The 23,466-nt window shown below is 66.3% G+C and carries 19 protein-coding genes and 2 pseudogenes; 13 read left to right on the forward strand and 8 right to left on the reverse strand.

Annotation, left to right across the window (positions count from 1 at the left end):
• The first annotated feature begins 101 nt into the window (after window positions 1-101).
• From BMZ43_RS05705 to BMZ43_RS05720, 5 genes and pseudogenes are all read left to right on the forward strand, one after another.
• On the forward strand, window positions 102-1,331 hold the full coding sequence (locus BMZ43_RS05705; RefSeq protein ID WP_093250834.1) for an MFS transporter: 1,230 nt from the start codon (window positions 102-104) through the stop codon (window positions 1,329-1,331).
• 147 nt (window positions 1,332-1,478) lie between these two features.
• Window positions 1,479-1,979: pseudogene (locus BMZ43_RS27200) on the forward strand (MCP four helix bundle domain-containing protein); the annotation flags it as partial.
• 600 nt (window positions 1,980-2,579) lie between these two features.
• Window positions 2,580-3,107: pseudogene (locus tag BMZ43_RS27205) on the forward strand (methyl-accepting chemotaxis protein); the annotation flags it as partial.
• An 85-nt stretch (window positions 3,108-3,192) separates the two neighbouring features.
• Window positions 3,193-3,996: a glucose 1-dehydrogenase gene (locus tag BMZ43_RS05715; protein WP_093250841.1), complete on the forward strand. Its 804-nt coding sequence runs from the start codon at window positions 3,193-3,195 to the stop codon at window positions 3,994-3,996.
• Window positions 3,989-5,818: a glycoside hydrolase family 15 protein gene (locus BMZ43_RS05720; protein ID WP_093250843.1), complete on the forward strand. Its 1,830-nt coding sequence runs from the start codon at window positions 3,989-3,991 to the stop codon at window positions 5,816-5,818. The genes BMZ43_RS05715 and BMZ43_RS05720 overlap by 8 nt, the downstream gene beginning before the upstream one ends.
• Window positions 5,819-6,282: 464 nt before the next feature.
• Here the strand turns inward: BMZ43_RS05720 and BMZ43_RS05725 are convergent, their stop codons facing one another.
• Window positions 6,283-6,687 carry a response regulator gene (locus BMZ43_RS05725; RefSeq protein ID WP_231893081.1) on the reverse strand — a complete coding sequence of 135 codons (405 nt, stop codon included), beginning with the start codon at window positions 6,685-6,687 and terminating at the stop codon, window positions 6,283-6,285.
• A gap of 248 nt (window positions 6,688-6,935) precedes the next feature.
• On the opposite strand from BMZ43_RS05725, the gene betT reads away from it, so the two are divergent.
• Both betT and BMZ43_RS05735 read left to right on the forward strand, forming a co-directional pair.
• Entirely contained in the window at window positions 6,936-8,900 is a 1,965-nt protein-coding gene (gene betT / locus BMZ43_RS05730; protein WP_085984311.1) for a choline BCCT transporter BetT, read from the forward strand.
• A 128-nt stretch (window positions 8,901-9,028) separates the two neighbouring features.
• Window positions 9,029-10,099 carry an AbrB family transcriptional regulator gene (locus BMZ43_RS05735; protein WP_017640927.1) on the forward strand — a complete coding sequence of 357 codons (1,071 nt, stop codon included), beginning with the start codon at window positions 9,029-9,031 and terminating at the stop codon, window positions 10,097-10,099.
• Between the two features lie 21 nt (window positions 10,100-10,120).
• Here the strand turns inward: BMZ43_RS05735 and BMZ43_RS05740 are convergent, their stop codons facing one another.
• Entirely contained in the window at window positions 10,121-10,381 is a 261-nt protein-coding gene (locus BMZ43_RS05740; protein WP_007162574.1) for a hypothetical protein, read from the reverse strand.
• Between the two features lie 204 nt (window positions 10,382-10,585).
• On the opposite strand from BMZ43_RS05740, the gene BMZ43_RS05745 reads away from it, so the two are divergent.
• On the forward strand, window positions 10,586-12,145 hold the full coding sequence (locus BMZ43_RS05745) for a GGDEF domain-containing protein (RefSeq protein ID WP_093250847.1): 1,560 nt from the start codon (window positions 10,586-10,588) through the stop codon (window positions 12,143-12,145).
• On the opposite strand, the gene BMZ43_RS05750 is transcribed toward BMZ43_RS05745, so the two are convergent.
• Complete coding sequence (locus BMZ43_RS05750) at window positions 12,142-13,161, reverse strand: GGDEF domain-containing protein (RefSeq protein ID WP_093250854.1); 1,020 nt, start codon at window positions 13,159-13,161, stop codon at window positions 12,142-12,144. The genes BMZ43_RS05745 and BMZ43_RS05750 overlap by 4 nt on opposite strands.
• Window positions 13,162-13,502: 341 nt before the next feature.
• Between BMZ43_RS05750 and BMZ43_RS05755 the strand changes: the two genes are divergently transcribed.
• Entirely contained in the window at window positions 13,503-14,315 is an 813-nt protein-coding gene (locus tag BMZ43_RS05755; protein WP_197480265.1) for an HDOD domain-containing protein, read from the forward strand.
• A gap of 124 nt (window positions 14,316-14,439) precedes the next feature.
• Window positions 14,440-14,712 carry a hypothetical protein gene (locus BMZ43_RS05760; protein WP_007162578.1) on the forward strand — a complete coding sequence of 91 codons (273 nt, stop codon included), beginning with the start codon at window positions 14,440-14,442 and terminating at the stop codon, window positions 14,710-14,712.
• Between the two features lie 55 nt (window positions 14,713-14,767).
• On the opposite strand, the gene BMZ43_RS05765 is transcribed toward BMZ43_RS05760, so the two are convergent.
• Window positions 14,768-14,998 (reverse strand): hypothetical protein, encoded by a 231-nt coding sequence (locus tag BMZ43_RS05765; RefSeq protein ID WP_093250862.1) that lies wholly within the window; start codon window positions 14,996-14,998, stop codon window positions 14,768-14,770.
• Window positions 14,999-15,150: 152 nt separating this feature from the next.
• On the opposite strand from BMZ43_RS05765, the gene BMZ43_RS05770 reads away from it, so the two are divergent.
• Window positions 15,151-15,918: a hypothetical protein gene (locus BMZ43_RS05770; protein WP_017640922.1), complete on the forward strand. Its 768-nt coding sequence runs from the start codon at window positions 15,151-15,153 to the stop codon at window positions 15,916-15,918.
• A gap of 4 nt (window positions 15,919-15,922) precedes the next feature.
• Here the strand turns inward: BMZ43_RS05770 and BMZ43_RS05775 are convergent, their stop codons facing one another.
• A complete protein-coding gene (locus BMZ43_RS05775; RefSeq protein ID WP_064308586.1) occupies window positions 15,923-16,696 on the reverse strand; it encodes an SIR2 family NAD-dependent protein deacylase in 774 nt (257 codons plus the stop codon).
• Between the two features lie 196 nt (window positions 16,697-16,892).
• Between BMZ43_RS05775 and BMZ43_RS05780 the strand changes: the two genes are divergently transcribed.
• Window positions 16,893-18,821, forward strand: coding sequence for an AAA family ATPase (locus tag BMZ43_RS05780; protein ID WP_017640919.1), 1,929 nt, complete (start codon window positions 16,893-16,895; stop codon window positions 18,819-18,821).
• A 72-nt stretch (window positions 18,822-18,893) separates the two neighbouring features.
• On the opposite strand, the gene BMZ43_RS05785 is transcribed toward BMZ43_RS05780, so the two are convergent.
• Together BMZ43_RS05785 and BMZ43_RS05790 are read right to left on the reverse strand one after the other, a co-directional pair.
• Window positions 18,894-20,192, reverse strand: a complete 1,299-nt coding sequence (locus BMZ43_RS05785; protein WP_064308587.1) for a flavohemoglobin expression-modulating QEGLA motif protein — start codon at window positions 20,190-20,192, stop codon at window positions 18,894-18,896.
• Between the two features lie 90 nt (window positions 20,193-20,282).
• Window positions 20,283-20,708: a VOC family protein gene (locus BMZ43_RS05790; protein ID WP_017640917.1), complete on the reverse strand. Its 426-nt coding sequence runs from the start codon at window positions 20,706-20,708 to the stop codon at window positions 20,283-20,285.
• 138 nt (window positions 20,709-20,846) lie between these two features.
• Here BMZ43_RS05790 and BMZ43_RS05795 point away from each other — a divergent pair, with 138 nt between their 5' ends.
• Entirely contained in the window at window positions 20,847-21,713 is an 867-nt protein-coding gene (locus BMZ43_RS05795; protein ID WP_093250867.1) for a LysR family transcriptional regulator, read from the forward strand.
• A 128-nt stretch (window positions 21,714-21,841) separates the two neighbouring features.
• Here the strand turns inward: BMZ43_RS05795 and BMZ43_RS05800 are convergent, their stop codons facing one another.
• Entirely contained in the window at window positions 21,842-23,452 is a 1,611-nt protein-coding gene (locus BMZ43_RS05800) for an inorganic phosphate transporter (RefSeq protein ID WP_093250874.1), read from the reverse strand.
• Window positions 23,453-23,466 lie beyond the last annotated feature (14 nt).

Genomic DNA, 23,466 nt, shown 5'->3' on the forward strand with positions numbered 1-23,466 from the left:
CGTCATCCCTCAAGTGAACTGCTGAACCACCACGGCAAGTTGTCTGACGATTAGCCTTGAGGTGGCTTAAGATGCCGCCTCTGCCCTCGCGAGCCCCTGCCATGTCCGGCGATACCCTGAAGCTGCGTCACCATCGTCCCTTCGTCGCCTTCTGGTTCGCCCGCATCTGCACCGCCGGCAGCTTCCAGATGCTGACCGTGGCCATCGGCTGGCACCTTTATTCCCTCACCGGCAACGTGCTCGATCTCGGTCTGGTGGGGCTGGTGGAGTTCCTGCCGCGGGTGCTGTTCATGCTGCACACCGGCCATGTCGCCGATCGCTACGATCGCCGCCGGGTGGCGGCCCTCTGCCAGACCGGCCAGGGGCTGATCGCCCTGGTGCTGCTGGTGGGCAGCCTGAATCAGGCGGTCACCCGCGAGCTGATCTTCATCCTGGCCTTCTGCCTGGGCACCGCGCGCGCCTTCGAGCAGCCCACCACCCAGGCGCTGCTGCCCAACATCGTGCCGCCTTCGATCTTTCCGCGCGCCATCGCCGCCGCAGCCTCGGCCATGCAGGGCGCCACCATCATCGCCCCGGCGCTGGGCGGCCTGCTCTATGCCCTGGGCGCCGCCTGGGTCTATGGTCCGGCCGTGGTGCTCTATGGCATCGCCATCCTGCTGGTCACGAGTCTGCCGGCGCGGCAGACGCCCAGCCAGAAGGAAAAGCCGACCCTGGACAACCTGCTGGCCGGCATCCGCTTCATCAGGAGTCGCCCGGACGTGCTCGGCGCCATTTCCCTGGATCTGTTCGCCGTGCTCCTGGGCGGCGCTACCGCCCTGCTGCCGGTGTTCGCCGCCGACATCCTGCTCACCGGCCCCTGGGGCCTGGGCCTGCTGCGCTCGGCACCGGCCGTGGGCGCCCTGGGCATGTCCTTTCTGCTCGCCTATGTCAGTCTCAATCGCCACGTGGGTCGCATCATGTTCGGCTCGGTGGCGCTGTTCGGCGTCGCCACCATCGCCTTCGGCCTGTCCACCTCGCTATGGTTCTCGCTGGGTACCCTGGTGGTTCTCGGCGCCGCCGACATGGTCAGCGTGGTGATCCGCAGCTCCTTCGTCCAGCTGGAGACCCCGGATGCCATGCGCGGCCGGGTCAGTGCGGTCAACGGCCTGTTCATCGGTGCCTCCAACCAGCTCGGCGAATTCGAATCGGGGGTCACCGCGCACTTCTTCGGCACGGTGCCCGCGGTGGTGCTGGGTGGCGTCGGCACCCTGGTGATCACCGGGGTCTGGATGAAGCTGTTCCCGGGCCTGGCCAGGCGCGACCGGCTGACGGAGCCGCGCCAGGACGGCTGAATCCAGCCCTGTCACCCGAATTGCCACTCATACCCAGGGGATGACCGCTCGCTCCGGAATAACCTTATCGCGCAAACCTTTGTCGCAAAATGTGATCTATGTCACATCCTTTCAAGCGTTGAGGTCTGCATGCGTACCCCTCTTTCCATGGCCGCCCGCCTGGGCCTGGGCTTCGGCCTGATCCTGGTGCTGATGCTGCTGATCACCCTGGTGGGCGTTCAGCGCGTCGGCGTCATCGACGACACCCTGACCGCTGTCAGCCAGGGCGCCAGCGTCAAGCAGCGCTACGCCATCAACTTCCGCGGCAGCGTGCACGACCGCGCCATCGCCATTCGCGATACGGTGCTGATCCACGACGCCGCGCCCCTGGCCAGTCGCCTGGCCGACATCGACCGACTCAAGACCTTCTATCACCAGTCCGCCGAGCCCATGGATCAGCTGTTCGTCAGCCAGGGCGCCACCGCCGAGGAACAGCGCCTGCTGGCGGCCATCAAGGACATCGAAGGCACCGCCCTGCCCCTGACCGACCACCTGCTGCAACTGCGCCAGACCGGTGATCTGGAAGGCGCCCGGGTGTTCCTGCTGGAGCGCGTCTCGCCGGCCTATGTCGAGTGGCTCAAGCGCATCAATGCGCTCATCGATCACGAGGAAGCCATCGCCAGCGGTCATCTGACCGAGGTCCGCGGCATCGCCGGCGGCTTCCGCTGGCTGATGCTGGTGACCTGTGCCCTCGCCCTGCTGCTGAGCGTGGCCGTTTCCGTGCTGATCATCCGTCAGATGGGCGCGACCCTGGGCGGCGAACCCCACGCCGTGGCCGCCGCCATCCGCCGGCTGGCCGAGGGCCGGCTGGACGAGCGCCCTGCCACCCGTCACCCGGACAGCGTCATGGGCACCCTGGGCAGCGCCACCGCACACCTGGGCGAGACCATTGTCCAGGTGCGCCATACCGCCAGCTCGGTCGCCACGGCGGCGGCCCAGCTGCAAGGCACCGCCCAGACCAACCAGCGCCACACCGATGTGCAGTCCAACCAGGCCCAGCACATGGCCGCGGCGGTCACCGAGCTGGCCGCCACCATCGGCGAGGTCGCCGGCTACGCCGCCCAGGCCGCCCAGGCCACCGGCAATGCCAGCGCCCAGGTGGACACCGGCAATCAGTTGGTGACCCGTTCCGGCCAGGCCATCGGCCAGCTGGTGCAGGCGCTGGAGCAGGCCAGCGTCACCGTGCAACAGGTATCCAGCGACAGCGCCAGCATCGAGAACATCGTCGCCGTCATCAACGGCATCGCCGAGCAGACCAATCTGCTGGCGCTGAATGCCGCCATCGAGGCCGCTCGCGCCGGTGAGCAGGGTCGCGGCTTCGCCGTGGTGGCCGACGAGGTGCGCAACCTGGCCACCCGCACCCAGGAATCGACCCGCGAGATCCGCGCCATGATCGCCAACCTGCAGGAAGGCGCCGGGCGCGCTTCGGCGCAAATGGAAGAGAGCCGCGGCCAGGCCCACGAGACCGCCGCGCTGACCCAGCGCGCCGTCGCGGCGCTGGCGGCCATCCAGGCGGACGTCGGCTCGGTGAACGCCATGAATGCGCAGATCGCCACCGCCGCGGCCCAGCAGACCGCCGTGGCCGAGGAGGTCAACGAGAACATCAACCGCATCCATGCCGCCACCCTGGAAACCGCCAGCGGTTCGCAGCAGATCGCCGGCGCCAGTCGCCAGCTGGCGGAACTGGCCGAGGATCTGGAGCGGCGCATGAGCCTGTTCCGCACGGCCTCGGCCTGAACATCTGGCAACGCCTGCGGGCTGAACCTAGACGCGAGCGTGGCGGTCAGCAGTCAGACACCTTTTCCCGCGCAGGAGTCTGGACATGCAGCTTTCCCTCAACGGCCAGGTCGCCTTGGTCACCGGCGGCAGTTCCGGGATCGGTGCCGCCGTCGCCGAAGCCCTGGCCAAGGCCGGTGCCGCCGTCGCCATCAACTACCATTCCAGCGCCGAACCGGCCGAGGAATTGGCCAAGCGCATCCAGGACGCCGGTGGTCGCGCCATCGCCGTGGGCGGTGACGTCGGCGACGAGGCCGAGGTCCAGGCGCTGTTCGACCGCACCCTGGAAGCCTTCGGCCGCCTGGACATACTGGTCGCCAATTCCGGCCTGCAAAAGGACGCACCGGTCGCCGACCTGTCGCTCGAGGACTGGAACACGGTGATCAACACCAACCTCACCGGCCAGTTCCTCTGCGCCCGGGCGGCGATCCGCCAGTTCCGCCAGCAGGGCCGCGACGAAAACGCCTCCCGCGCCCTCGGCAAGATCATCCACATGAGTTCGGTGCACGAGGTCATTCCCTGGGCCGGGCACGTCAACTACGCCGCCTCCAAGGGTGGAGTCAACCTGCTGATGCGCAGCCTGGCCCAGGAAGTCGCCGCCGAGGGCATCCGCGTCAACAGCATCGCCCCGGGCGCCATCGCCACCGCCATCAACGAAGAGGTGACCGGTGACGAGGCCAAGGCACGCGAACTGCTCAAGCTGATCCCCTACAAGCGCGTCGGCCATGTCGACGATGTGGGCAACGTGGCGGTCTTTCTCGCCAGCGACCTGGCCGACTACATCGTCGGCACCACCCTGTTCGTCGACGGCGGCATGTGCCTCTATCCGGGATTCGAAGACAATGGCTGATTCCTCCTCCGTGCACGCCCGCCGCAGTATCGGCGCCCACGGTGTCATCGGCGACCTGCGCACCTGTGCCCTGGTCGCCACCGACGGCACCATCGACCACTTCTGCTGGCCGAATCTGGACAGCCCCTCGGTGTTCGCCGCCCTGCTCGATTCGGAAAAGGCCGGCTACTTCAGCCTGGCCCCGGTCTGGGAAGACGCCCGCGAGCAGCAGCTCTACCTACCCGATACCAACATCCTGCAGACCCGCTGGCTGTCGGCGGACGGCGTCGCCGAGGTCACCGACCTGATGCCGGTGTGCAGCAGCGAGGACACCCAGCCGCGCATCGTCCGCCGCGTACAGGTGGTGGCCGGACGCTGCCGCTTCCGCCTGGTCTGCGCCCCGGCCCACGACTATGCTCGCGTCGAGACCCGCGCGCGCCTGGTGGAGGGCGGCGCCCTGTTCGAGGCCCAGGGCCAGCCAACCCTGCGCCTGGCCTCGAGCGTCACCCTGCAGGTGGACGGCAACGCCGCCCTGGCCGAGTTCGAACTGGAGCAGGGGCAGCAGCTGGATTTCGTCTTTGGCTGCGAGGAAGACGACAAGGTTGTCGCCGGCCAGAGCGATCTCTGCTTCGAGGACACCCTCTCCTACTGGACCTCCTGGGCGGCCAAGAGTCACTACCAGGGCCGCTGGCGCGAGATGGTCACCCGCTCGGCCCTCGCGCTGAAGCTGCTGACCTCCTGCAAGCACGGTTCCATCGCCGCGGCCGCCACCTTCAGCCTGCCCGAAGCCCTGGGCGGTGAACGCAACTGGGACTATCGCGCCTCCTGGATCCGCGACGCCTCCTTTACCGTCTACGCCTTCATGCGCCTGGGCTACACCCAGGAAGCCAAGGATTTCACCCACTGGGTCGGCCAGTGCGTGGAAAACAGCCACAACGCCCCGGAAAAGCTGCAGATCATGTATCGCCTGGACGGCGGCCTAGACCTGCCCGAGGAAACCCTCGACCACCTGGCGGGCTATGCCAATTCGAGTCCGGTGCGCATCGGCAACGAGGCCTACCAGCAGATTCAGCTGGACATCTATGGCGAGCTGATGGATGCCATCTACCTGTCCAACAAGTATGGCGAAGCCATCTCCCACCATGGCTGGAAGGACGTGGTGCGGATGATCGACCACGTCTGCGAGAACTGGAACCAACCCGATGCCGGTATCTGGGAAATGCGCGGCGATCCCGAGCATTTCCTGCATTCACGGCTGATGTGCTGGGTGGCCATCGACCGCGCCATGCGCCTGTCGGTCAAGCGTTCGCTGCCGATGCCCTATGAACGCTGGTACGCCGCGCGCGCCGCCATCCAGGAAGACATCTGGGACAACTTCTGGAACGCCGAACTGGGTCACTTCACCTCGACCCGCCACGGCAGGAGCCTGGACGCCGCCCTGCTGCTGATGCCCCTGGTGCGCTTCGTCAGCGCCACCGATCCCATGTGGCTGTCCACCCTGGATGCCATCAAGACCAACCTGGCCTATGACGGCATGATCCGTCGCTACAACCCGGCCGATACGCCGGCGGACAACCTCAAGGGCGAAGAAGGCGCCTTCGTCGCCTGCTCCTTCTGGTACGTCGAATGCCTGGCCCGCGCCGGTCGTGTCGACGAAGCCCACCTGGAGTTCGAAAAACTGCTGGGCTACGCCAACCCCCTGGGCCTCTACGCCGAGGAACTGGACAAGCGCGGCTACCCGCTGGGCAACCTGCCCCAGGCCCTGTCACATCTGGCCCTGATCAGCACCGCCTTCTTCCTGGATCGCAAGCTGAGCGGCAAGGATCCGCAGTGGCAACCGTAAATTGACCTGGATGGCGGTCCTGGGTCGCTCCTGAAGTATCCGTAGGAGCGGCCCATGGCCGCGACCTCGTCAAAAGCAAAAGTCGTGACGATCATGGGAAAGCCGAAAGCTGCCGATAGGCAGGTTATCTCGCCCAGCTATTCTCTCTGCACCGGTGCTACCACTCCGCACCCATCGCGGCCGCCGATGCGGCCGCTCCCACGGGTGCTGCCTGATGGAGCTGATAAAGCTGAACGCCTGCTCAGGCAACTCCCTCTCCCCCTGGGAGAGGGTTGGGGTGAGGGCGCAGCAGGCTAATAAGCTGTCAGTGGCAAAGGCTGCACCGTTTTTCACGCTACTGCTCTGCAACTCATTAATCTGTAATTCATCGCGACCGCGGACTACCCCTACAACTAAAGCGTAAGCCTGTAGCAATGGCCGCATCGGCGGACCGCCATGGCCGCGATATCTTGCGTTCTATCCCCTCACGCCACCCGACTCTGCCCCAGCGCCTCGTTGACGCAATTGGCCATGTCATCGATATGCCAGGGTTTGGGCATGAAGCGGGTGCGACCGGCGCCGCGGGGTACGGTCAGACGGTCGCCGGAGGTGAGGATCACCGGGATATGCGGCCAACGCTGGGAGACCAACTGGGCCAGGGCCTCGCCGTCCAGCCGTCCCGGCATGCGCACATCGGTAAAGAGGATATCAATGCGGGCACCGGTCTGTTCCAGATAGCTCAAGGCCGCATCGGCGGTCGATACGGCCACCACCTGCAGATCCACCAGGGACTCCAGCGCCTCGGTGGCCAACTCCCTCAGCAACGGCTCGTCCTCTACCAGCAACAGTAGTGGACGATAGGAGCCGAGTGGAGAAGATGCTTGAGTCATAACCTACAGACTTTGCCAAGGGGTCACGGTTCTGACCATTCGGCTTGGGCTCGACCAAAGTCGACCACCGGCATAAGCAAGGTTTCTAAACGGCAACTTTCAGCGCTTCGCTGACTCGAAGCGTTCACCTCAGGGGCCTCCTGTGGTATTCTTTTTTAATCGAACGATCAATAAAAAAAGAATTCTCTCCCTTTGGCAGTTCGCAAGGAGTCCCCATGAGTGCGACGCCCTCATCCGGCACCGTAAAGCTGAATCCCCCCGCCTTCTATTGCGCGGCTGCAGTGATCCTGCTGTTTTCCCTGGCCGTCATCGGTCGTCCCGAGCAGGCCGGCGCCTGGCTGCTGCAGGCCCAGACCTGGGCCGCCAACACGGTTGGCTGGTACTACCTGCTGGCCATGTCGCTCTATCTGGTGTTCGTGGTGGTCACCGCCCTGTCCGGCTACGGCAAGATCAAGCTCGGTGCCGACCACGACCAACCCGAGTTCAGCTACCTGTCCTGGGCCGGCATGCTGTTCGCCGCGGGCATCAGCATCACCCTGTTCTTCTTCTGCGTCTCCGAACCCCTGACCCACTTCGCCCAGCCCCCCGCCGGCGAAGGGGGTAATCCGGCGGCGGCACGCCAAGCCATGCAGATCCTCTTCCTGCACTGGGGCCTGCATGGCTGGGGGGTCTTCGCCCTGGTGGCCATGGCGCTGGCCTACTTCGCCTATCGCCACAACCTGCCGCTGGCCCTGCGTTCGGCGCTCTATCCGCTGATCGGCAAGCGCATCAACGGTCCCATCGGCCATGCCGTGGACGCCTTCGGCATCATCGCCACCATCTTCGGCCTCGGCGCCGACCTGGGTTTCGGCGTGCTGCACCTCAATGCCGGACTGGACTACCTGTTCGGCATCAGCCACAGCCACTGGGTGCAACTGATCCTCATCGTGCTGATGATGGGCGCGGCCATCGCCGTGGCCGTGTCCGGCGTCGACAAGGGCGTGCGCATCATGTCCGACATCAACATGGTGCTGGCCGTCGCCCTGTTGCTGTTCGTGCTGTTCGCCGGTCCGACCCAGCATCTGCTCAACACCCTGATCCAGAACATCGGTGACTACCTCTCGGCCTTGCCAGGCAAGAGCTTCGACCTCTACGCCTATGACGAGCCCTCCGACTGGCTCGGTGGCTGGACGGTGTTCTACTGGGCCTGGTGGATCGCCTGGGCGCCCTTCGTCGGGCTGTTCATCGCCCGTATCTCCCGCGGCCGCACCATTCGCGAATTCGTCTTTGGCGTCTTGTTCATCCCCCTGGGCTTCACCCTGGCCTGGCTGTCGATCTTCGGCAACAGCGCCCTGGAACTGGTGCTTGGCCAGGGCATGACCGGTCTGGCGCAGACCGCCCTCACCGATCCGGCCATGGCCTTCTACCAGGTGCTGGAAACCTATCCGGCCAGCCGCGCGGTGATCAGCGTCGCCGTGCTGGTGAGTTTCGTCTTCTTCGTCACCTCGGCCGACTCGGGCACCGTGGTGCTGTCCACCCTGTCGTCCAAGGGCGGTGAAGCCAACGAAGACGGTCCCAAGTGGTTGCGGGTGTTCTGGGGCGCGGCCGTGGCCCTGGTCACCGGCGGGCTGCTGTTCGCTGGCAGCATGGATGCGCTGAAATCGGCGGTGGTGCTGACCTCGCTGCCCTTCTCGGTGGTGGTACTGCTGATGATGTGGGGCCTGCACAAGGCGCTGCACCTGGAATCCCAGCGCCAGCGCGCGCGGCTGCACTCCCTGGCGCCGGTGGCGACCAACGGCAAGGCACGGCACGGCGGCTGGCGCCAGCGGCTGTCCCAGGCGGTGTACTTCCCCTCGCGGGACGAGGTCTATCGCTTCATGGACAGCACCGTGCGTCCGGCCATGGAAGAGATGGTCGAGGTCTCGCGGGAGAAAGGTCTGGTGGTGGAGACCCAGTTCGACGCCACCAACGCCAACCTGCAACTCATCATCGGCCACGGCGAGGAGCATCCCTTCATCTACCAGGTGATCATGCAGGGCTATTTCACCCCCTCCTTCGCCCGCGCCGGCATCGGTGGCCTGCACCTGAAGAATCGTCGCTACTACCGCGCCGAGGTGCATCTCACCGAGGGCAGCCAGGACTACGACCTGGTGGGCTACAACCGCGAGCAGATCCTCAACGACATGCTCGACCAGTACGAACGCCACCTGCAGTTCCTGCACCTGGTGCGTTAAACAGTGGTTTTTTCAATGACTGAAAGGCCATTGAAAGCCATAAAGGTCGTATAATCGCCCCAGGGTCGGCCCCGTGCCGGCCCCGGGGTCGGTACGCCTCGCCGGTCCCCCGCCGTTCGGAGACCGCTTTGCCCACCCCACCTGCACCCTCGCCCTATCCTCCCCTGCTGCAATGGCTGGCCCTGATCCTCTGCTCCGCCCTGGTCGGGGGCGGACTCAGCTGGCTGCAGGTGCCCGCGGCCCTCTTTCTCGGCCCCATGCTGGTGGCCATCGCCTTCGGCGTCTGCGGCGCCACCATCCGTCTGCCCCGTCGGCTGTTCCAGACTGGCCAGGGCGTGGTGGGCTGCCTGATCGCCCACGCCATGACCGCCGCGGTCCTGCTCACCGTTGCCGAGCACTGGCCGGTGATGCTGCTGGCCACCGCCCTGACCGTGCTGCTCAGCCTGCTCACTGGCGCCCTGCTGGTGCGCTTCGGCGGCCTGCCTGGCAGCACCGCCGCCTGGGGCACCACGCCCGGCGCGGCCGCCGCCATGGTGGCCATGGCCGAGGAGTACGGCGCCGATCCACGGATCGTCGCCACCATGCAATACGTGCGGGTGGTCTGCGTGGTGCTGATCAGTGCCCTGGTCGGCCGGCTGCTGGGGGCCGAGGGCAGCGGCACCGGCCATCAGGCCGCGGTGGTCAGCCTGGACGGCCATTTCGCCTTCAATCTCATGCTGACCCTGGCAGTGGCCCTGGCCGGCAGCTGGCTGGGCGGCCGCCTGTTCCCCGCCGGCGCCCTGCTGCTGCCCATCGCCCTGGGTACGCTCCTGCAACTCAATGGCTGGCTGGACATCACCCTGCCCCATCTGCTGCTCGCGGTGGCCTATGGCGCCATGGGTTGCTATGTGGGACTGAGATTCGATCGGGCCACGGTCGCCTATGTCTGGCGCGCCCTGCCCAAGATGATCTTTGCCTCCCTGCTGCTGATCGCCCTCTGCGCCCTGTCGGCGCTGCTGATGGCGAAGCTGATGCACGTGGACTTTCTCACGGCCTACCTGGCGACCAGTCCGGGCGGACTGGATTCCATGGCCATCATCGCCGTGGATGCCCATGCCGATGTCGGCCTGGTACTGGCCATGCAGGCGTTGCGCCTGATCGGAGTGGTGCTGACCGGACCGCTACTGGCCCGGCAACTGGTCAAGCTGGCCCGCACCTGACGGAGGATGCGGGCGGCGCGCTCAGGCCGAGCGACGGCGCTCGACCTGAGCGGTGATGTTGTAGCCCTCGGCGGCATGGCCGCGGACCACCACCCGTGCATCCGGATAGAAGCCCTTGAGGCGTTGTTCGAAAAGAAAGTAGATCTCCGCGCCAACCCGGATCTCCGCGGGATCGGTCAGGGTCAGGGAGAAATTGCGTACGGGATCGGCAGCATGCTGCGACTCGTTCTCCTCGATGCGCTGCATGGCGTCTTCGACGATCTGTTCGGCGATCTGCGACATCTGTGACCTCCTGGTCGGGCATTGACAGGGCGCCGTCCCAGAGACGGCCGTATCGCTAATGACCACGGGCGCGCCACGACGATTCGTTCTCTCTGCAAGATTCCGACGAAACTGTAGACTTGTCTGACTTTTATCCCCGTGTAGTGGCGTGAATCGGCCGGCTAGCGGTCTCCTGCACACCGAGGACGAGGAAGCAGCCCCGCCATGGTCGACGCTGACGATACCCCCCTCCCACCACGCAATCCGGCCACCCAGCGCCGGGCGCTGTGGCTGCTCGTCTGCGCCGTGGCGGTGATCCTGGCGCTGGAATCCTGGCAGGTGTGGCGCAACTACCAGAACGCCTTCGCCAGTGCGCGCAGCGATGTCGGCAACATCGCCCTGGCGGCGGCCCAACATGCCGATGACGCCATCAAGGAAGCGGATTCGCTGCTGGTCAGTATCCGTGACCGGCTGGAGGATCAACCCCTCGACCAAATTGACCGCCCTCGGGTGCATCGCCTGCTGGCGCGCCAGGCCGCCCTGTTGCCGCAACTGCACGGGCTGTTCATCTATGATCGCGACGGCGGCTGGCGGGTGACCGACAAGAGCAGTGACCCGCCCCGGGCCAGCAACGCCGATCGCGAGTACTTCCAGTTTCACCGCCAGCACGCCGCCGATGTGCTGCACGTCGGCACGGTGATCGAGAGTCGCAGCACCCAGGAGCTGATCATCCCGGTATCACGTCGCCTGGAGGACCGCGACGGTCGCTTTGCCGGCGTCCTGCTCGCCACCATCCGCCTGCAGTACTTCGTCGACTACTACGAGCGGTTCAAGCTGGATGCCCGGGGTGCCATCACCCTGGCGCAGGATGACGGTACCCTGATGGTCCGCCGTCCCTATGTACCCGCGCACGTCGGTACCCCGCTCGCCAGCAGCGAGCTGTTTCGCCAGTACGTGACCCAGGCGCCCAACGGTACCGCCCTGGTGCGGGCCATGATCGACGGCCGTGAACGCCTCTATGCCTTCCAGCATCTGGAAGGCTATCCCCTGGTGGCCCTGGCCGGTATCTCCAGGAGCGATATCCTCGCCAGCTGGCGCCAGGACATGCTGAGATCGGTGACGGTGGTCGGCCTCATCATCGTCGGCATGCTGATCTTCGGCTTCAGCCTGCTGCGCGAGATCCGCGCCGGCGAACGCAGCGCGGCGGCTCTGCGTCTGGCCCACGACGAGCTGCACCTGCTGACCCTCAAGGACAGTCTGACCGGGCTGGGCAATCGTCGCCAGTTCGACAACCTGCTGCCGGTGGAGCTGGCCCGGGCGCAGCGCAACGCTCAGTCGCTCAGCCTGCTGATGATCGACATCGATCACTTCAAGGCCTACAACGACCACTATGGCCATCCGGCGGGCGATCGCTGCCTGCAGGCCGTGGCCGGTGTGGTGGCCTCGGCGGCGCGACGCCCGGGCGATCTGGCGGCACGCTACGGCGGCGAGGAGATGGTCCTGCTGCTGCCCAATTGCGACGAGATCGGCGCCCAGCGGGTAGCCGCCACGGTCCAGGAACGCCTGCAGGTGCTGGAGGTGGCCCATGCCACCAGTCCTTTCGGCCGCATCACCGTCAGCCTTGGCATCGCCGTCCAGCCGCCTGGTCAATCGCCACCGCCGCAGCCCGCCGACCTGCTGGCCAGCGCCGATGCCGCCCTCTATCGCGCCAAGCACCTGGGCCGCAATCGCACCCATCCACCGCCGGAGACGGACGCCGTCCAGGACCGGTCAGGCCTGCCTTAGCCGCAGATCATGCCGCCGCGATAGTGCACCCGGTCCTTGCCCGCGCGCTTGGCCTGGTAGAGCTCGCTGTCGGCCTGCTTGAGCAGGTCCGAGGGCTGGTAGCCCGGCGCGAAGCGCGCCACGCCCGCACTGAAGGAAAAGCAGGTGCCGGTGCGGGTGTTGCTGCGGATGTCGTCCAGCAGCGCCTGCAGCCGCTGCGCCAGGTGGCGCTCGTCGTCGGGCTTGAGCAGTACCCCGAATTCCTCGCCGCCCAGGCGTCCGAAATGGCCGTCGGGGAAATGCCGGCCAAGGATCAGCGCGGTTTCCTTGAGCACCTGGTCGCCCACGTCGTGGCCGAATCTGTCGTTGATCCGCTTGAAGTCATCGATGTCGAGCATGACGAAACACCAGGACGGGGAGCCCTCACGGCAGACCTGCTCCGCGTCCAGCATGAGCGCACGGCGGTTGCTGATCCCGGTGAGGGCATCGGTTTCCGCCTGCAGGCGATAGCGCTCCTTGAGCTCCAGGGTGGTGGCGACGATACGCACGAAGGTGGCGTTGAGCAGCAGCCCCAGCGCCAGGCTGGCGCCCAGCATCACCGCGAACAGCGGCAGGGCCGCCGCCGTGACGGTGTCCAGCTCGCCATAGAAGAGCAGCAGCCAGACCGCACCGGCGGCGATGCCGTAATCGAGCACATGAGAAAAGAGAATGGTCGAGCCGAGGATGATGACGATGGCCGTGGGGATCATCCAGGCATGGCCAGCCTCGCCCATGCCGAGGATCTGAAAGCGGAAGGCCAGGGCCTCGAACAGCACGAACACCAGGGCGAACAGGCGCCAGACGGCAAAGCGGCGCGCAGTGGTCATCGCCAGGCAAGAGCCGATCATGCCGGCAAAGGCCAGCCAGCCCCACACCGGCACCCCGGCGGTCAGAAAGGGGTTGATCAGCACACTGATCAACCAGCCCAGGATGCCGGTGCTCTGCGCCAGCACATTGGGCAACTGCAGCATCTGGCGGATATGAGTCTGATAAGTCATTGCACAACTCGAACGCCAAATTTAGTGGCCAACCGATATCACCGGATGCTATCCCATTCGTGGCCCGTCGTCGGCGGGAAGCGGACTCAAGCAAGACAATAGACGTCTGAACAGCGCACTGCTGGTGACAAGACCGCATAGGACCACGCCTGCGAGCAGACTGACCAAACGGACGGCGGCGAAATGACGCCATCGGTCAGCTCACTCTGCGGACCGGCGCGCCCGTCCCGCTAAGCTCTTCGCTTCGGGAGTTTCGACTAGGCTTGGCAGTGCCCAGGCCGTCGTTCATGCTTCCAAGGCTTTATCAGCTTCCACTACCGGTATAGAACAAACCAGGCGCCATCATGGAAATCGATGCTCTGTTCGATCACCTGCATACCCTTCCCAGCATTCCCAAGGTGGCTCAGGAGCTGATCCAGCAATTCGACGATCCGGACAGCAGCATCGAAGACGTGGCCCGCAATCTGGCCCTGGATCCGGTGCTGTCGGCCAAGGTCCTGCGCCTGGCCAATTCGGTGCGCTTTCGTGGCGTCCGTCCCTCCACCAGCATCGAAGGCGCGGCCATCCGTCTGGGTTTCGACGCTCTGCGCACCCTGGTGCTGGCCTCGGCAGTGACCGCGGCCTTCCGCCACAATCCCAGCTTCGATCCGCGGGATTTCTGGCAGCACAGTTTCGACGTGGCCAGCATCTGCCGCGTTCTCGCCCGCCAGGCCGGCGCCGATCCCGAGACCGCCTTTACCTGCGGCATGCTGCACAGCATCGGCGAGTTGCTGATCAAGACGGCGGCGCCCGACATCGCCGCGCGCATCGACGCCGAGCAACGCGCGCCGGTGCCCGCCGACCAGGCCATCGGCTTCGGCTACCCCGAGGTGGGCGCGGAGCTGGCCCGCCGCTGGCAACTGCCGGTGGTGATCCAGCATGCCATCGCCTACCAGCTGCATCCCCAGGATGCACCCGAGGATTCCACCCAGGCGCGGATGGTCGCTCAGGCCCGGCTGGTGTCCTTTGTCCTGCGCCGCCATGGCGGTATCAATGACCAGGCCAAGGCCGCCCTGGCCAATCCCCTGCTGGAAGGCGTGGATCTGGATCACCTGCTGGGCGAGTTGCCCGAGGTCATAGAGGCGGACAAGGCCTTTGGTACCCTGATCAACTGACCGGCTGTCCCGTGCGCAGGCAAGGCCACCGCCTGCATCACAAATCTGCTAGTCGGTCATGGCGAAAATCGAACGGGCACCGCAAGAATCGGTCGAAGCGTTATAGCTGACAGGAGTGATTGCGATGGCCGAGCCGCTGAAGTTCACGGATGCGAACACCATTATCAAGGGCGCTTTTCAACCGATGCTGTGCGCCATGACCGCCCAGGATCCCGCGACCTTCAACGTCGAGGTCTATGCACCCAACGGCACGGCCCTCCTGCAACGCCGCATCGCCCGGGTCGATCTGCTGGACAATTCGCTGCTGGAAGCCTTCATCTGCGACAGCCGCGCCCGTATCGAGCGGGCGACCCATGAGCGACTCGACTGGCAGGTGCGTTACACCCGCGCCTCCTGAGATCGCATCGAGCGGTCGAACAAAGGCGCCCCGCGAGGCGCCTTTCGTTTGTCCATCAATCGTTGAGCACGCGCTTCTGCTGACTGCCCTGGGCCTTCTTCTGGGTGGACGGCTTGGCGCTTGACGTGTCGTCGGCGCTGTCTTTGTTGCTGGTGTTGGAGCTGCCCGGCGCGCCGATGCCGTTGCCGGTCACTCCAGCGTCGTTGTTGCTGCTGGCGGCCAGACTGGGACCGGCTACCAGGGCCAGGGCAGCGCTCAGGGCGAGGATCAGCGGGGTCTTGCGCATCTTGGTGTCCTCCGGCCGCGAAAGGAAGGGTGTCGCGGGCTGCACCCTGCCTGATTAGGCCAAAGGCCGGGCCAAGCGTTCCCACCTTCCTATAGACTAACGGCCATCCCGCCGCGCCTCGAAAGGTCCGGCCGTCGTATTCAGGAGTTGCCGTGAAGCACCGTTACCTCATCGTCGATCGCACCGCGCTCGATAGCCCTGCGCTGTTCGACTACCTGGCCGAGGCGCCGCAGCACCGCGTCATCGTCTCCGGCGGTACGGCCGAGCAACTGTTCGCGGCGGAGCTCTGGCCGCGCCTGCGCGAGCGCCTGGCGCCCCATGCCGAACGCTTCTTCTTCGCCGACTCCAGCGGCCCGCTGCTGCAGGCCGAACTGGAGGGCCGCAAGCCCGGTCTGCTGGATCGCGAGTTGACCCTGGCCTTCAAGCAGGCGGTGACCGCCGATGCCGAGGACGATCGCGTCCTGACCCGTATCCGCCGCGAACTGCTCGATACCGATGACGACTACCAGGCCAATCGCCGCATCTTCCTCAACAGCCTGCTGGGCCAGATGCGCCGCGCCCTGCCGGCAGGGGCGGTGACCGCCGGCAACTGGCAGGACGCCGTCCGCCAGGCCATCGCCGCGGCCCAGCAGGGGCTGGCCAAGGGCTTCGCGCCGGGTCTGGCCGATGCGCCCTTCAAGGTCTTCCTCAAGGCCTATCCGCTGGCCGCACGCTATGTCGCCCAGCTCGCCGTGCTGCTGATCACCGCCGGGCGCCAGGACAACGACGTCCTCATCGATCGCTTCGTCGCCCAGGATCCGGCCCTGGTCGCCACTCTGTTCGATGGCCTGCTCACCGAAGACGACGACCAGCGCCAGGCCTACACCGCGCTCAAACGCACCCTGGATGCCCTGGGGACCGGCGGTCAGGCGTTGCACTAGGTCTCTAGAGACGCTCCAACAGCGCCGGCAGGATTACCCCGGCGGCGCCCAGCAGTTGCCAGTCGCCACTGAAATCCGCTGCCGGTTGCGGATCGATGCGCACCACCGTGGCGCCCTGCTGGCGCGCCACTTCAGGCAGACTGGCCGCCGGCTGCACCAGTCCCGACGTGCCGACCACCAGGCAGAGGTCGCAACGCTCGGCCAGCGCCCAGGCGTTGGCCAGGGCCGCCTCGGGCAGGGACTCGCCAAACCAGACCACCCCAGGCCGGGCCAGACCGCCACAGTAGGCACAACGTGGTGGCGCCACGAGCTGATCCTCGGCTTCCGGTAACGCCGGCGCTGCCAAGGGCCGCGCGCATTCGAAGCAGCGCGGCGCATGCAGGCTGCCATGCAGATGAATCACGTCGCCACTGCCCGCGCGCTCGTGCAGGTCGTCGACATTCTGGGTGACCAGGCCCAGCCGCCCGTGCCGGCTACCCCAGTCCGCCAGGGCGCGATGCGCGGGATTGGGCTGGGCCGCCAGCACCTGGACACGGCGCCACTCGTACCAGCTCCAGACCCGGACCGGGTCCTCGACGAAGGCTGCGGCCGTCGCCAGTTGCGCCGGATCGAAGCGCGCCCACAAGCCGGTCAGGGCTTCGCGAAAGGTGGCGATACCGCTTTCCGCCGACACGCCGGCACCGGTCAGCACCAGCACCTCGTCGGCCTGGCGCAGGCGATCGAGCAGTACCGGCGGTAAGGCGGCGAGGCCGTCTCGGCAATCGATGGGATCGGGCATGAAGGCGTTGGCTCCTGACATCTGCGGCAAAACAACAGGGTCTTGCGGACCGCGGAAAAGGGCGAAAGTGTGACGATACTCGACGGATGGTGAGTCCACTCATCGTTTTCCAGGGAACTGAGGTTCAACCCTGGCGCTACAGGCCGATAATCCGGGAGTCCGCGTCCGATGTCGCTCCTACCCCAACGGTATGTGAATGAAGAAGTCCGTCGTTTCCAAGTATCCGCGCCTGCTGATCGCCGGCGTTCTCGCCCTCGTCACCCTGGTCAGCCTGGCCTGCTGGTGGTGGCTCAAGCCTTCCACTCCGGCTCCGACCGCCACGGCCATGCTCGCCAGTGTGCAGCAGGCCCCCGAACACTGGACCCAGGAGCCCCGCGATTTCTCCGTGCTGCTGGCCGATCTGCGCGCCGGCGTCATCAGTGGCGCCGTGATCGGTGACCGTACCCTCTACGTCGACACCACCCGCGGCGAGCACTACGCGGTGACCGATAATGGCGGTCGCCTGACCGACCGGTTGCTGGCCGATTACGCCACCCAGGCCGAGCCGCTGTTTCCGATCGCCACCTGGAGCGAGTCCGGCCAGCGCCACCCCTGGCTGGATGCCCTGCTGTTCAACCTGCCGGGCTATCTGCTCCTGCTGTTGCTGGCCGTGCCCCTGGCGCTGCGCTTCGCCAGCCCCTTCAAGCTGCACCGCAAGGGCACCGGCATCTCCTTCAAGGATGTGGTCGGCGCCGCCGAAGCCAAGCGCGCCCTGGAAGACGTCACCACCTGTCTGCGCAATCCCAAGGCCTTCGCCGCCCTGGGTGCCCGTCCGCCCAAGGGCGTGCTGCTGACCGGCGAACCCGGCACCGGCAAGACCCAGCTGGCCAAGGCCCTGGCCACCGAGTGCAACGCCCACTTCATCCAGGTGACCGGCAGTGATTTCTCCTCGATGTTCTTCGGCGTAGGCATCCAGAAGGTCAAGTCGCTGTTCCGCACCGCGCGCAAGAAGGCGCCCTGCATCATCTTCATCGACGAGATCGACGGCATCGGCCGCCGCGCCGAGCAGTCGCGCTCCAGCGATGCCGAAGCCAACCGCATCATCAACCAGTTCCTTACCGAGCTGGACGGCTTCGATGGCACCAGCGGCGTACTGGTCCTGGGCGCCACCAACTTCGCCGACTCCCTGGATCCGGCGCTGCGCCGCGAAGGCCGCTTCGACCGCACCATCGCCGTGCCGTTGCCGAGCCTGGAAGACCGTCGCGCGCTGTTCGAACTCTATGCCGGCAAGCTGCCCTGCCAGGGCGAACTGGATCTGGCCGCCCTCTCCCGCGGCACCGTGGGCCTGACCCCGGCGGCCATCGCCTACATCAGCAACCACGCCGCCCTGCTGGCCGCCCGCGAGAACGCCAGCGCCGTGACCATGGCCCACTTCGTCGAGGCCATCGAGACCTGCCGCATCGGCGAGCAACCGGTCGGCGTCACCCCGCTGGGTTCGGCCGAACGCACCCGCATCGCCGTGCACGAAGCCGGTCATGCCCTGGTCGCCGCCGTGCTCAATGTCGGTCGGGTGGAAAAGGTCACCCTGCTGCCCCGTGGCCAGGCCCTGGGCGTGACCCTGATCACCCCCACCGAAGACAAGCGCCTGCACCTGAAATCGGAACTCGAAGGCCGCATCCAGATGCTGCTGGCCGGTCGCTGCGCCGAGCAGCTGTACTTCAACGAGGTTTCCTCGGGTGCCGCCCAGGATCTGCAGGAAGCCTCCAAGCTGGCGCTGTCCATGGTCGCCTCCCTGGGCATGGGCCCGAGCGGCTCGCTGCTCAGCCTGCAGGCCCTGCGCGACGCTGGCATCGACTTCGACGCCGCGCCCAGCATCGCCGCTGCCGACCAGTTGCTGCACAGCCTGGATCATCGCTGCCTGGCGCTGATCACCGAACTCAAGCCGGCGCTGGACGACATCACCGACCAGTTGCTGCGCGACGAGACCATTCCCGGCAGCGCCGTGGCCGAAGCCATCGCCCGCGCCAGCGGCCTGGAAGCCTGCGGCGCCCTCAACCGTGCCCTGGCCTTCGTCCCGGAACGTTCGACTGACCCGCGCGCGGGTGACGGCGAACGCAGCATTGCGGCGGCCTTCAAGGGCGAGTGATACCCGCGACGCCTTGAAACGCAAAAGCCCCGGTCCGCCGGGGCTTTTTCATGTCAGCGCCTGAACAGGCTCCTAGAGGATATTGGCGTAATCCGCCTCTATCCGATCCAGGCTCAGGTGGTTGAGGAAGTTGGAGAAGCACATCCAGGCCGCCAGGGCGTTGAGGTCCTGGAATTGCGCGGGCAGGTACTTGGGCGGTACCACCACGCCCTCGTCCACCAGCTGGCGCAGGATGCGCATGTCCTCCAGGGTGGTCTTGCCGCAGAACAGCAGCGGGATCTGTTCCAGCTTGCCCTTGCGCACCGCCAGCTGGATGTAGTTGTAGATCAGGATGAAGCCCTTGAGATAGGACAGGTCCTTGGTGAAGGGCAGCCCGGTCGGCGTCGAGCCGCGAAACACCCGGCTGGCGTTCTGGTAGCCCGACTCCAGGTCGTAGCCCTGCTCCTGGAAGAAGCGGAAGACCTCGAGGAAATCGGCGCCGTCCTCGGCCAGGTGGATGGCGCGGGTGCGATTGGTCAGCTTGCGCAGGCGGGTCGGATAGGAGGCGAAGGCGATCACCTCCATGAGGATCGCCAGGCCTTCCTGGGTCACGGTGGACGACGGCGGGCCCTTGGCCAGGAAGGTGCAGATCGGCTGGTTCTGGCCATTGAGGGTGGTGCCGACGTGCACCAGGCCCTCGTGGACCTCCAGGGCGCGCACGTCACGCTCGTTGAACAGGGCGTCGGCGCGCACCTTGATGTAGTCGGCGCCAGCCGCGGCGTCGGCGACGATACCGTCGGACTCGAACACCCGGATGGTGCCTTCCGTCTCGCCAAAGACCCGATTCAGCCGTTCCTGCAGGATGGGCACGGCGTCCTTGGCGGTCAGGGTCTTGGGCTCGTCTTCCAGGGCGCCGCGATGGGCGATGTTGTCCAGGTAGCTGGACATCATCATGCCCAGGTCGGCCAGGGTCGGATCGCCGGCATGAAAGGCGTCCGAGGCGGCGCCATAGAGCTCCTGGGAAATCAGCCCGAAGTCCGGGGTGCCGCGCGCCTGCAGCATGCGGATCACCATGCGGTACTCGCGGCACATGCGCCTCATGATCTGGCCGACCGGATTGAACTGGCCGAGCTGGCGGGTGACCTCCCGCTCGATGCTCTGGAATTCGCCCTTGAGCGCATCGGCGTCGAAGCCCAACGGGCGCCCTTCGTAGAAGGCGCGATCCACCGCCGGCAGGCGCTTGCCCTTGCCGTCCAGGAAGCCCTGGCGCACCCCGTCGTCCCACTTCACCGCATCGAGGATGCGGATCGGCGCCTGGGCCGCGACGATGCGATCGGACAGCTGGCGGATGGTCTGGTGATAGGGATCGAGAAAGGGCTGGCGGGCATTCATGACGGCGACCGGGCGACGGGCAAGACCTCAAGGATGGCCGTTGCCGCGTCTTTTGCCTAGGTTTCGTGACGGCAGACCGGCCGAGCCGCGCTATTTGGCGAACAGCTGGCTCATGTCCTTGAAGGCCTTGAACTCCAGGGCATTGCCGCAGGGGTCGAAGAGAAACATGGTGGCCTGCTCGCCGACCTGGCCCTGGAAGCGGATATAGGGCTCGATGACGAATTGGGTCTCGCGGGCGCGCAGACGGTCGGCCAGGGCTTCCCACTCGTCCCAGCCCAGCACGATACCGAAGTGCGGCACCGGCACGTTGTGGCCGTCCACGGCGTTGGTATGGGCCTCGTCCTGGGACGCGGTCTTGGGGTGCTCGTGGATCACCAGCTGATGACCATAGAAGTCGAAGTCGACCCAGTGATCACTGGAGCGACCTTCGGCGAGGCCGAAGACATCGCCGTAGAAGTGCCGGGCGGCGGCCAGATCGTAGACGGGAATGGCGAGGTGAAAGGGCGACAGGGCCATGCTGGGAAATCCTGCTGAGGGGGAATGCAGCCATTCTCACCCCAGGTTTTCCTGTGCATAAAGCGTATTTTACTGCCCCCGAGCGACAAAAATTTTGGGGCTCGCTACAGTGGCCTCTCCTGACTTCAGGCCACCACCATGCTTCGCGAACTCAAGACCCTGCTCGCCGTCGCGCGCCACGGCAGTTTCGCTGCGGCCGGTCTGCATGTGGGGCTTACGCCCTCGGCGGTCAGCGCCCAGATCCGCAACCTGGAACAGAATCTGGGCGTGGACCTGTTCGACCGCAACGGACGCAGCGCCCTGCTCAATGCCGCGGGACGCCGCGCCCTTCCGCTGGCCGAGGAGATCCTCGCCATCTACGCGCGCATGGCCGGCGCCGGCGACGAGATCCAGGGCGAGTTGCGCATCGGCGCCATCGCCAGCGTCCAGACCGGTCTCCTACCTGGCACCCTGGTGCGGCTACGCCAGCGGGCGCCACGCCTGGAGCCCCGCCTGGTGCCTGGGGTGTCGCTCGCCCTGCTCAGCCAGGTGGACGCCGGCGAGCTGGACCTGGCCATCCTCATCCGCCCGCCCTTCGAACTGCCCAAGGAGTTGCACGCCACCACCTTGCTGCAGGAACCCTTCGTGCTGATCGTCCCGCCAGGGCTGACAGGTGACGATCCCCGGCTGCTGCTGGAGACCCAACCCTTCATCCGCTACGACCGCCACTCCTTCGGCGGGCGCCGGGTCAGCGCCTTTCTACGCGAGCAGCGCCTGACGGTGCGCCAGGTGCTCGAACTCGACGAACTCGACGCCATCGTCAAGATGGTGGAGCACGGCCTGGGGGTGGCCCTGGTGCCCTGCGCCGGCCTCTGGTTGGAGCATGCGCGGGTGCGCCGGCTATCGCTCGGCGCCCTCACCTTCCATCGCGAACTGCAGGTCATCGCCCGCCACGCCGGGCGCGACCTGCCGGCCGTGGCGCTATTCCGCCGCTGCCTGACCGAAGCCGTGTCAGAGCCTGGTTAAAATCTCGCGAGCTAGAGACAAACAAGGCGAAAATGGCTGAGGAAGCGGAGTTTACGAGTGGTAAATGAGCATTCCGAAGCCATTTTCAACACAGTTTGGCCGACGCGCAGCAGATTTTGAACAGGCTCTTAGAACAGGTGCACCAGCAACCAGTAGAGTGACGCGGACAGCGCCATGGCCACCGGCAGGGTGAGCACCCAGGCCAGCGCCAGGTTGCGCACCGTGGCCCACTGCAGCCCGGAACCGTTGGCGGCCATGGTCCCGGCCACGCCCGAAGAGAGCACATGGGTGGTGGAGACCGGCAGGCCGAAGGCGTCCGCCGCGCCGATGGTGCCCATGGCCACCAGCTCGGCCGAGGCGCCCTGGGCATAGGTCAGGTGGGTCTTGCCGATGCGCTCGCCGACGGTGATGACGATGCGCCGCCAGCCGACCAGGGTCCCCAAGCCCAGGGCGATGGCCACCGCCACCTTGACCCACAGCGGGATGAAACGGGTGGCCTGGTCGATCTGCCGCTTGAATTCCTTGAGATCCTCCTGCGCCTTGGGCGCCAGCCCCGGCAGGTGCTCCTTTTCCAGCAGGCGGATGGATTCCGAGGCCAGGTACATGGCATTGCGTACGTTGGGCATGCTCTGCGCCGGCACGTTGTTGAGAGCGCCGTACTGACGCACCTCGCGGGCGATGTCGTCGGTGATGGCCGCCAGCGCCGGAAGCACCGCGGGATTGCTCTGCCGCTTGCGCACGAACTCCAGCAGTACGCCGTGGGGATCGGCTGGCGCAGCCTGGGGCGCCGCCTGGCGCAGGCCGCTGGCGGTGACCTCGGCCACAGCGGCAAAGGCCGGGGTGGCGGTGGCCGGCACCGCTCGATTGAGCGCATAGGCGGTCGGCAGGGCGCCGACCAGGATCAGCATGATCAGGCCCATGCCCTTCTGGCCATCGTTGGAACCATGGGCGAAGGATACCCCGGTGCAGGTCAGTATCAGCAGGCCGCGGATCCACGGCGGCGGCGGCTCGGCGCTCTTCGGCTCCTGGTAGAGCGTCTGGTCGCGCACGATCCGCTTGAGCAGCACCAGCAGCAGCGCGGCGCAGGCGAAGCCGATCAGCGGCGAGAACAGCAGCGCATAGCCGACCTTGGCCACCTGGCCCCAGTCCACCCCACTGCTGCCATCCATCCCGCCCAGCCAGGCATGCATCAGACCGACCCCGATGATGGAGCCGATCAGGGTATGGGAGGACGACGCCGGCAAGCCCAGCCACCAGGTGCCGAGATTCCAGATGATGGCGGCGATCAGCAGGGCGAAGATCATGGCGAAGCCCTTGCCCGCGCCCATCTCCACCACCAAGTCCACCGGCAGCAGGGCGATGACGCTGAAGGCCACCGCACCGCTGGAGAACAGCACCCCGAGGAAGTTGCAGAAGCCGGACCAGAGCACCGCCGCATTGGGCGGCAGCGAGTGGGTGTAGATGACCGTGGCCACGGCGTTGGCGGTGTCGTGGAAGCCATTGACGAATTCGAAGCCGAGGGCGATCACCAGCGCCAGTGCCAGGCCGGCGAAGGGCAGCCAGGTGGTGGGCGGCGACTGGGCATCGCTGACATCGTTGTGGATACCGCCGAGGGTCACCGCCAGACCGGTCAGCAGCAGCGCGGTGAACAGCACGATCCGCAGCGGACCGGGCTTGCGCGAACTGTGCAGAGGATGGGACAGCGGTGACAGGGAGGCGACTGGACTGGACGAAGGCATGGGGCGAACTCCGA

This window comes from Pseudomonas sp. Snoq117.2, assembly GCF_900110545.1.
Taxonomy (GTDB): domain Bacteria; phylum Pseudomonadota; class Gammaproteobacteria; order Pseudomonadales; family Pseudomonadaceae; genus Chryseomonas; species Chryseomonas benzopyrenica.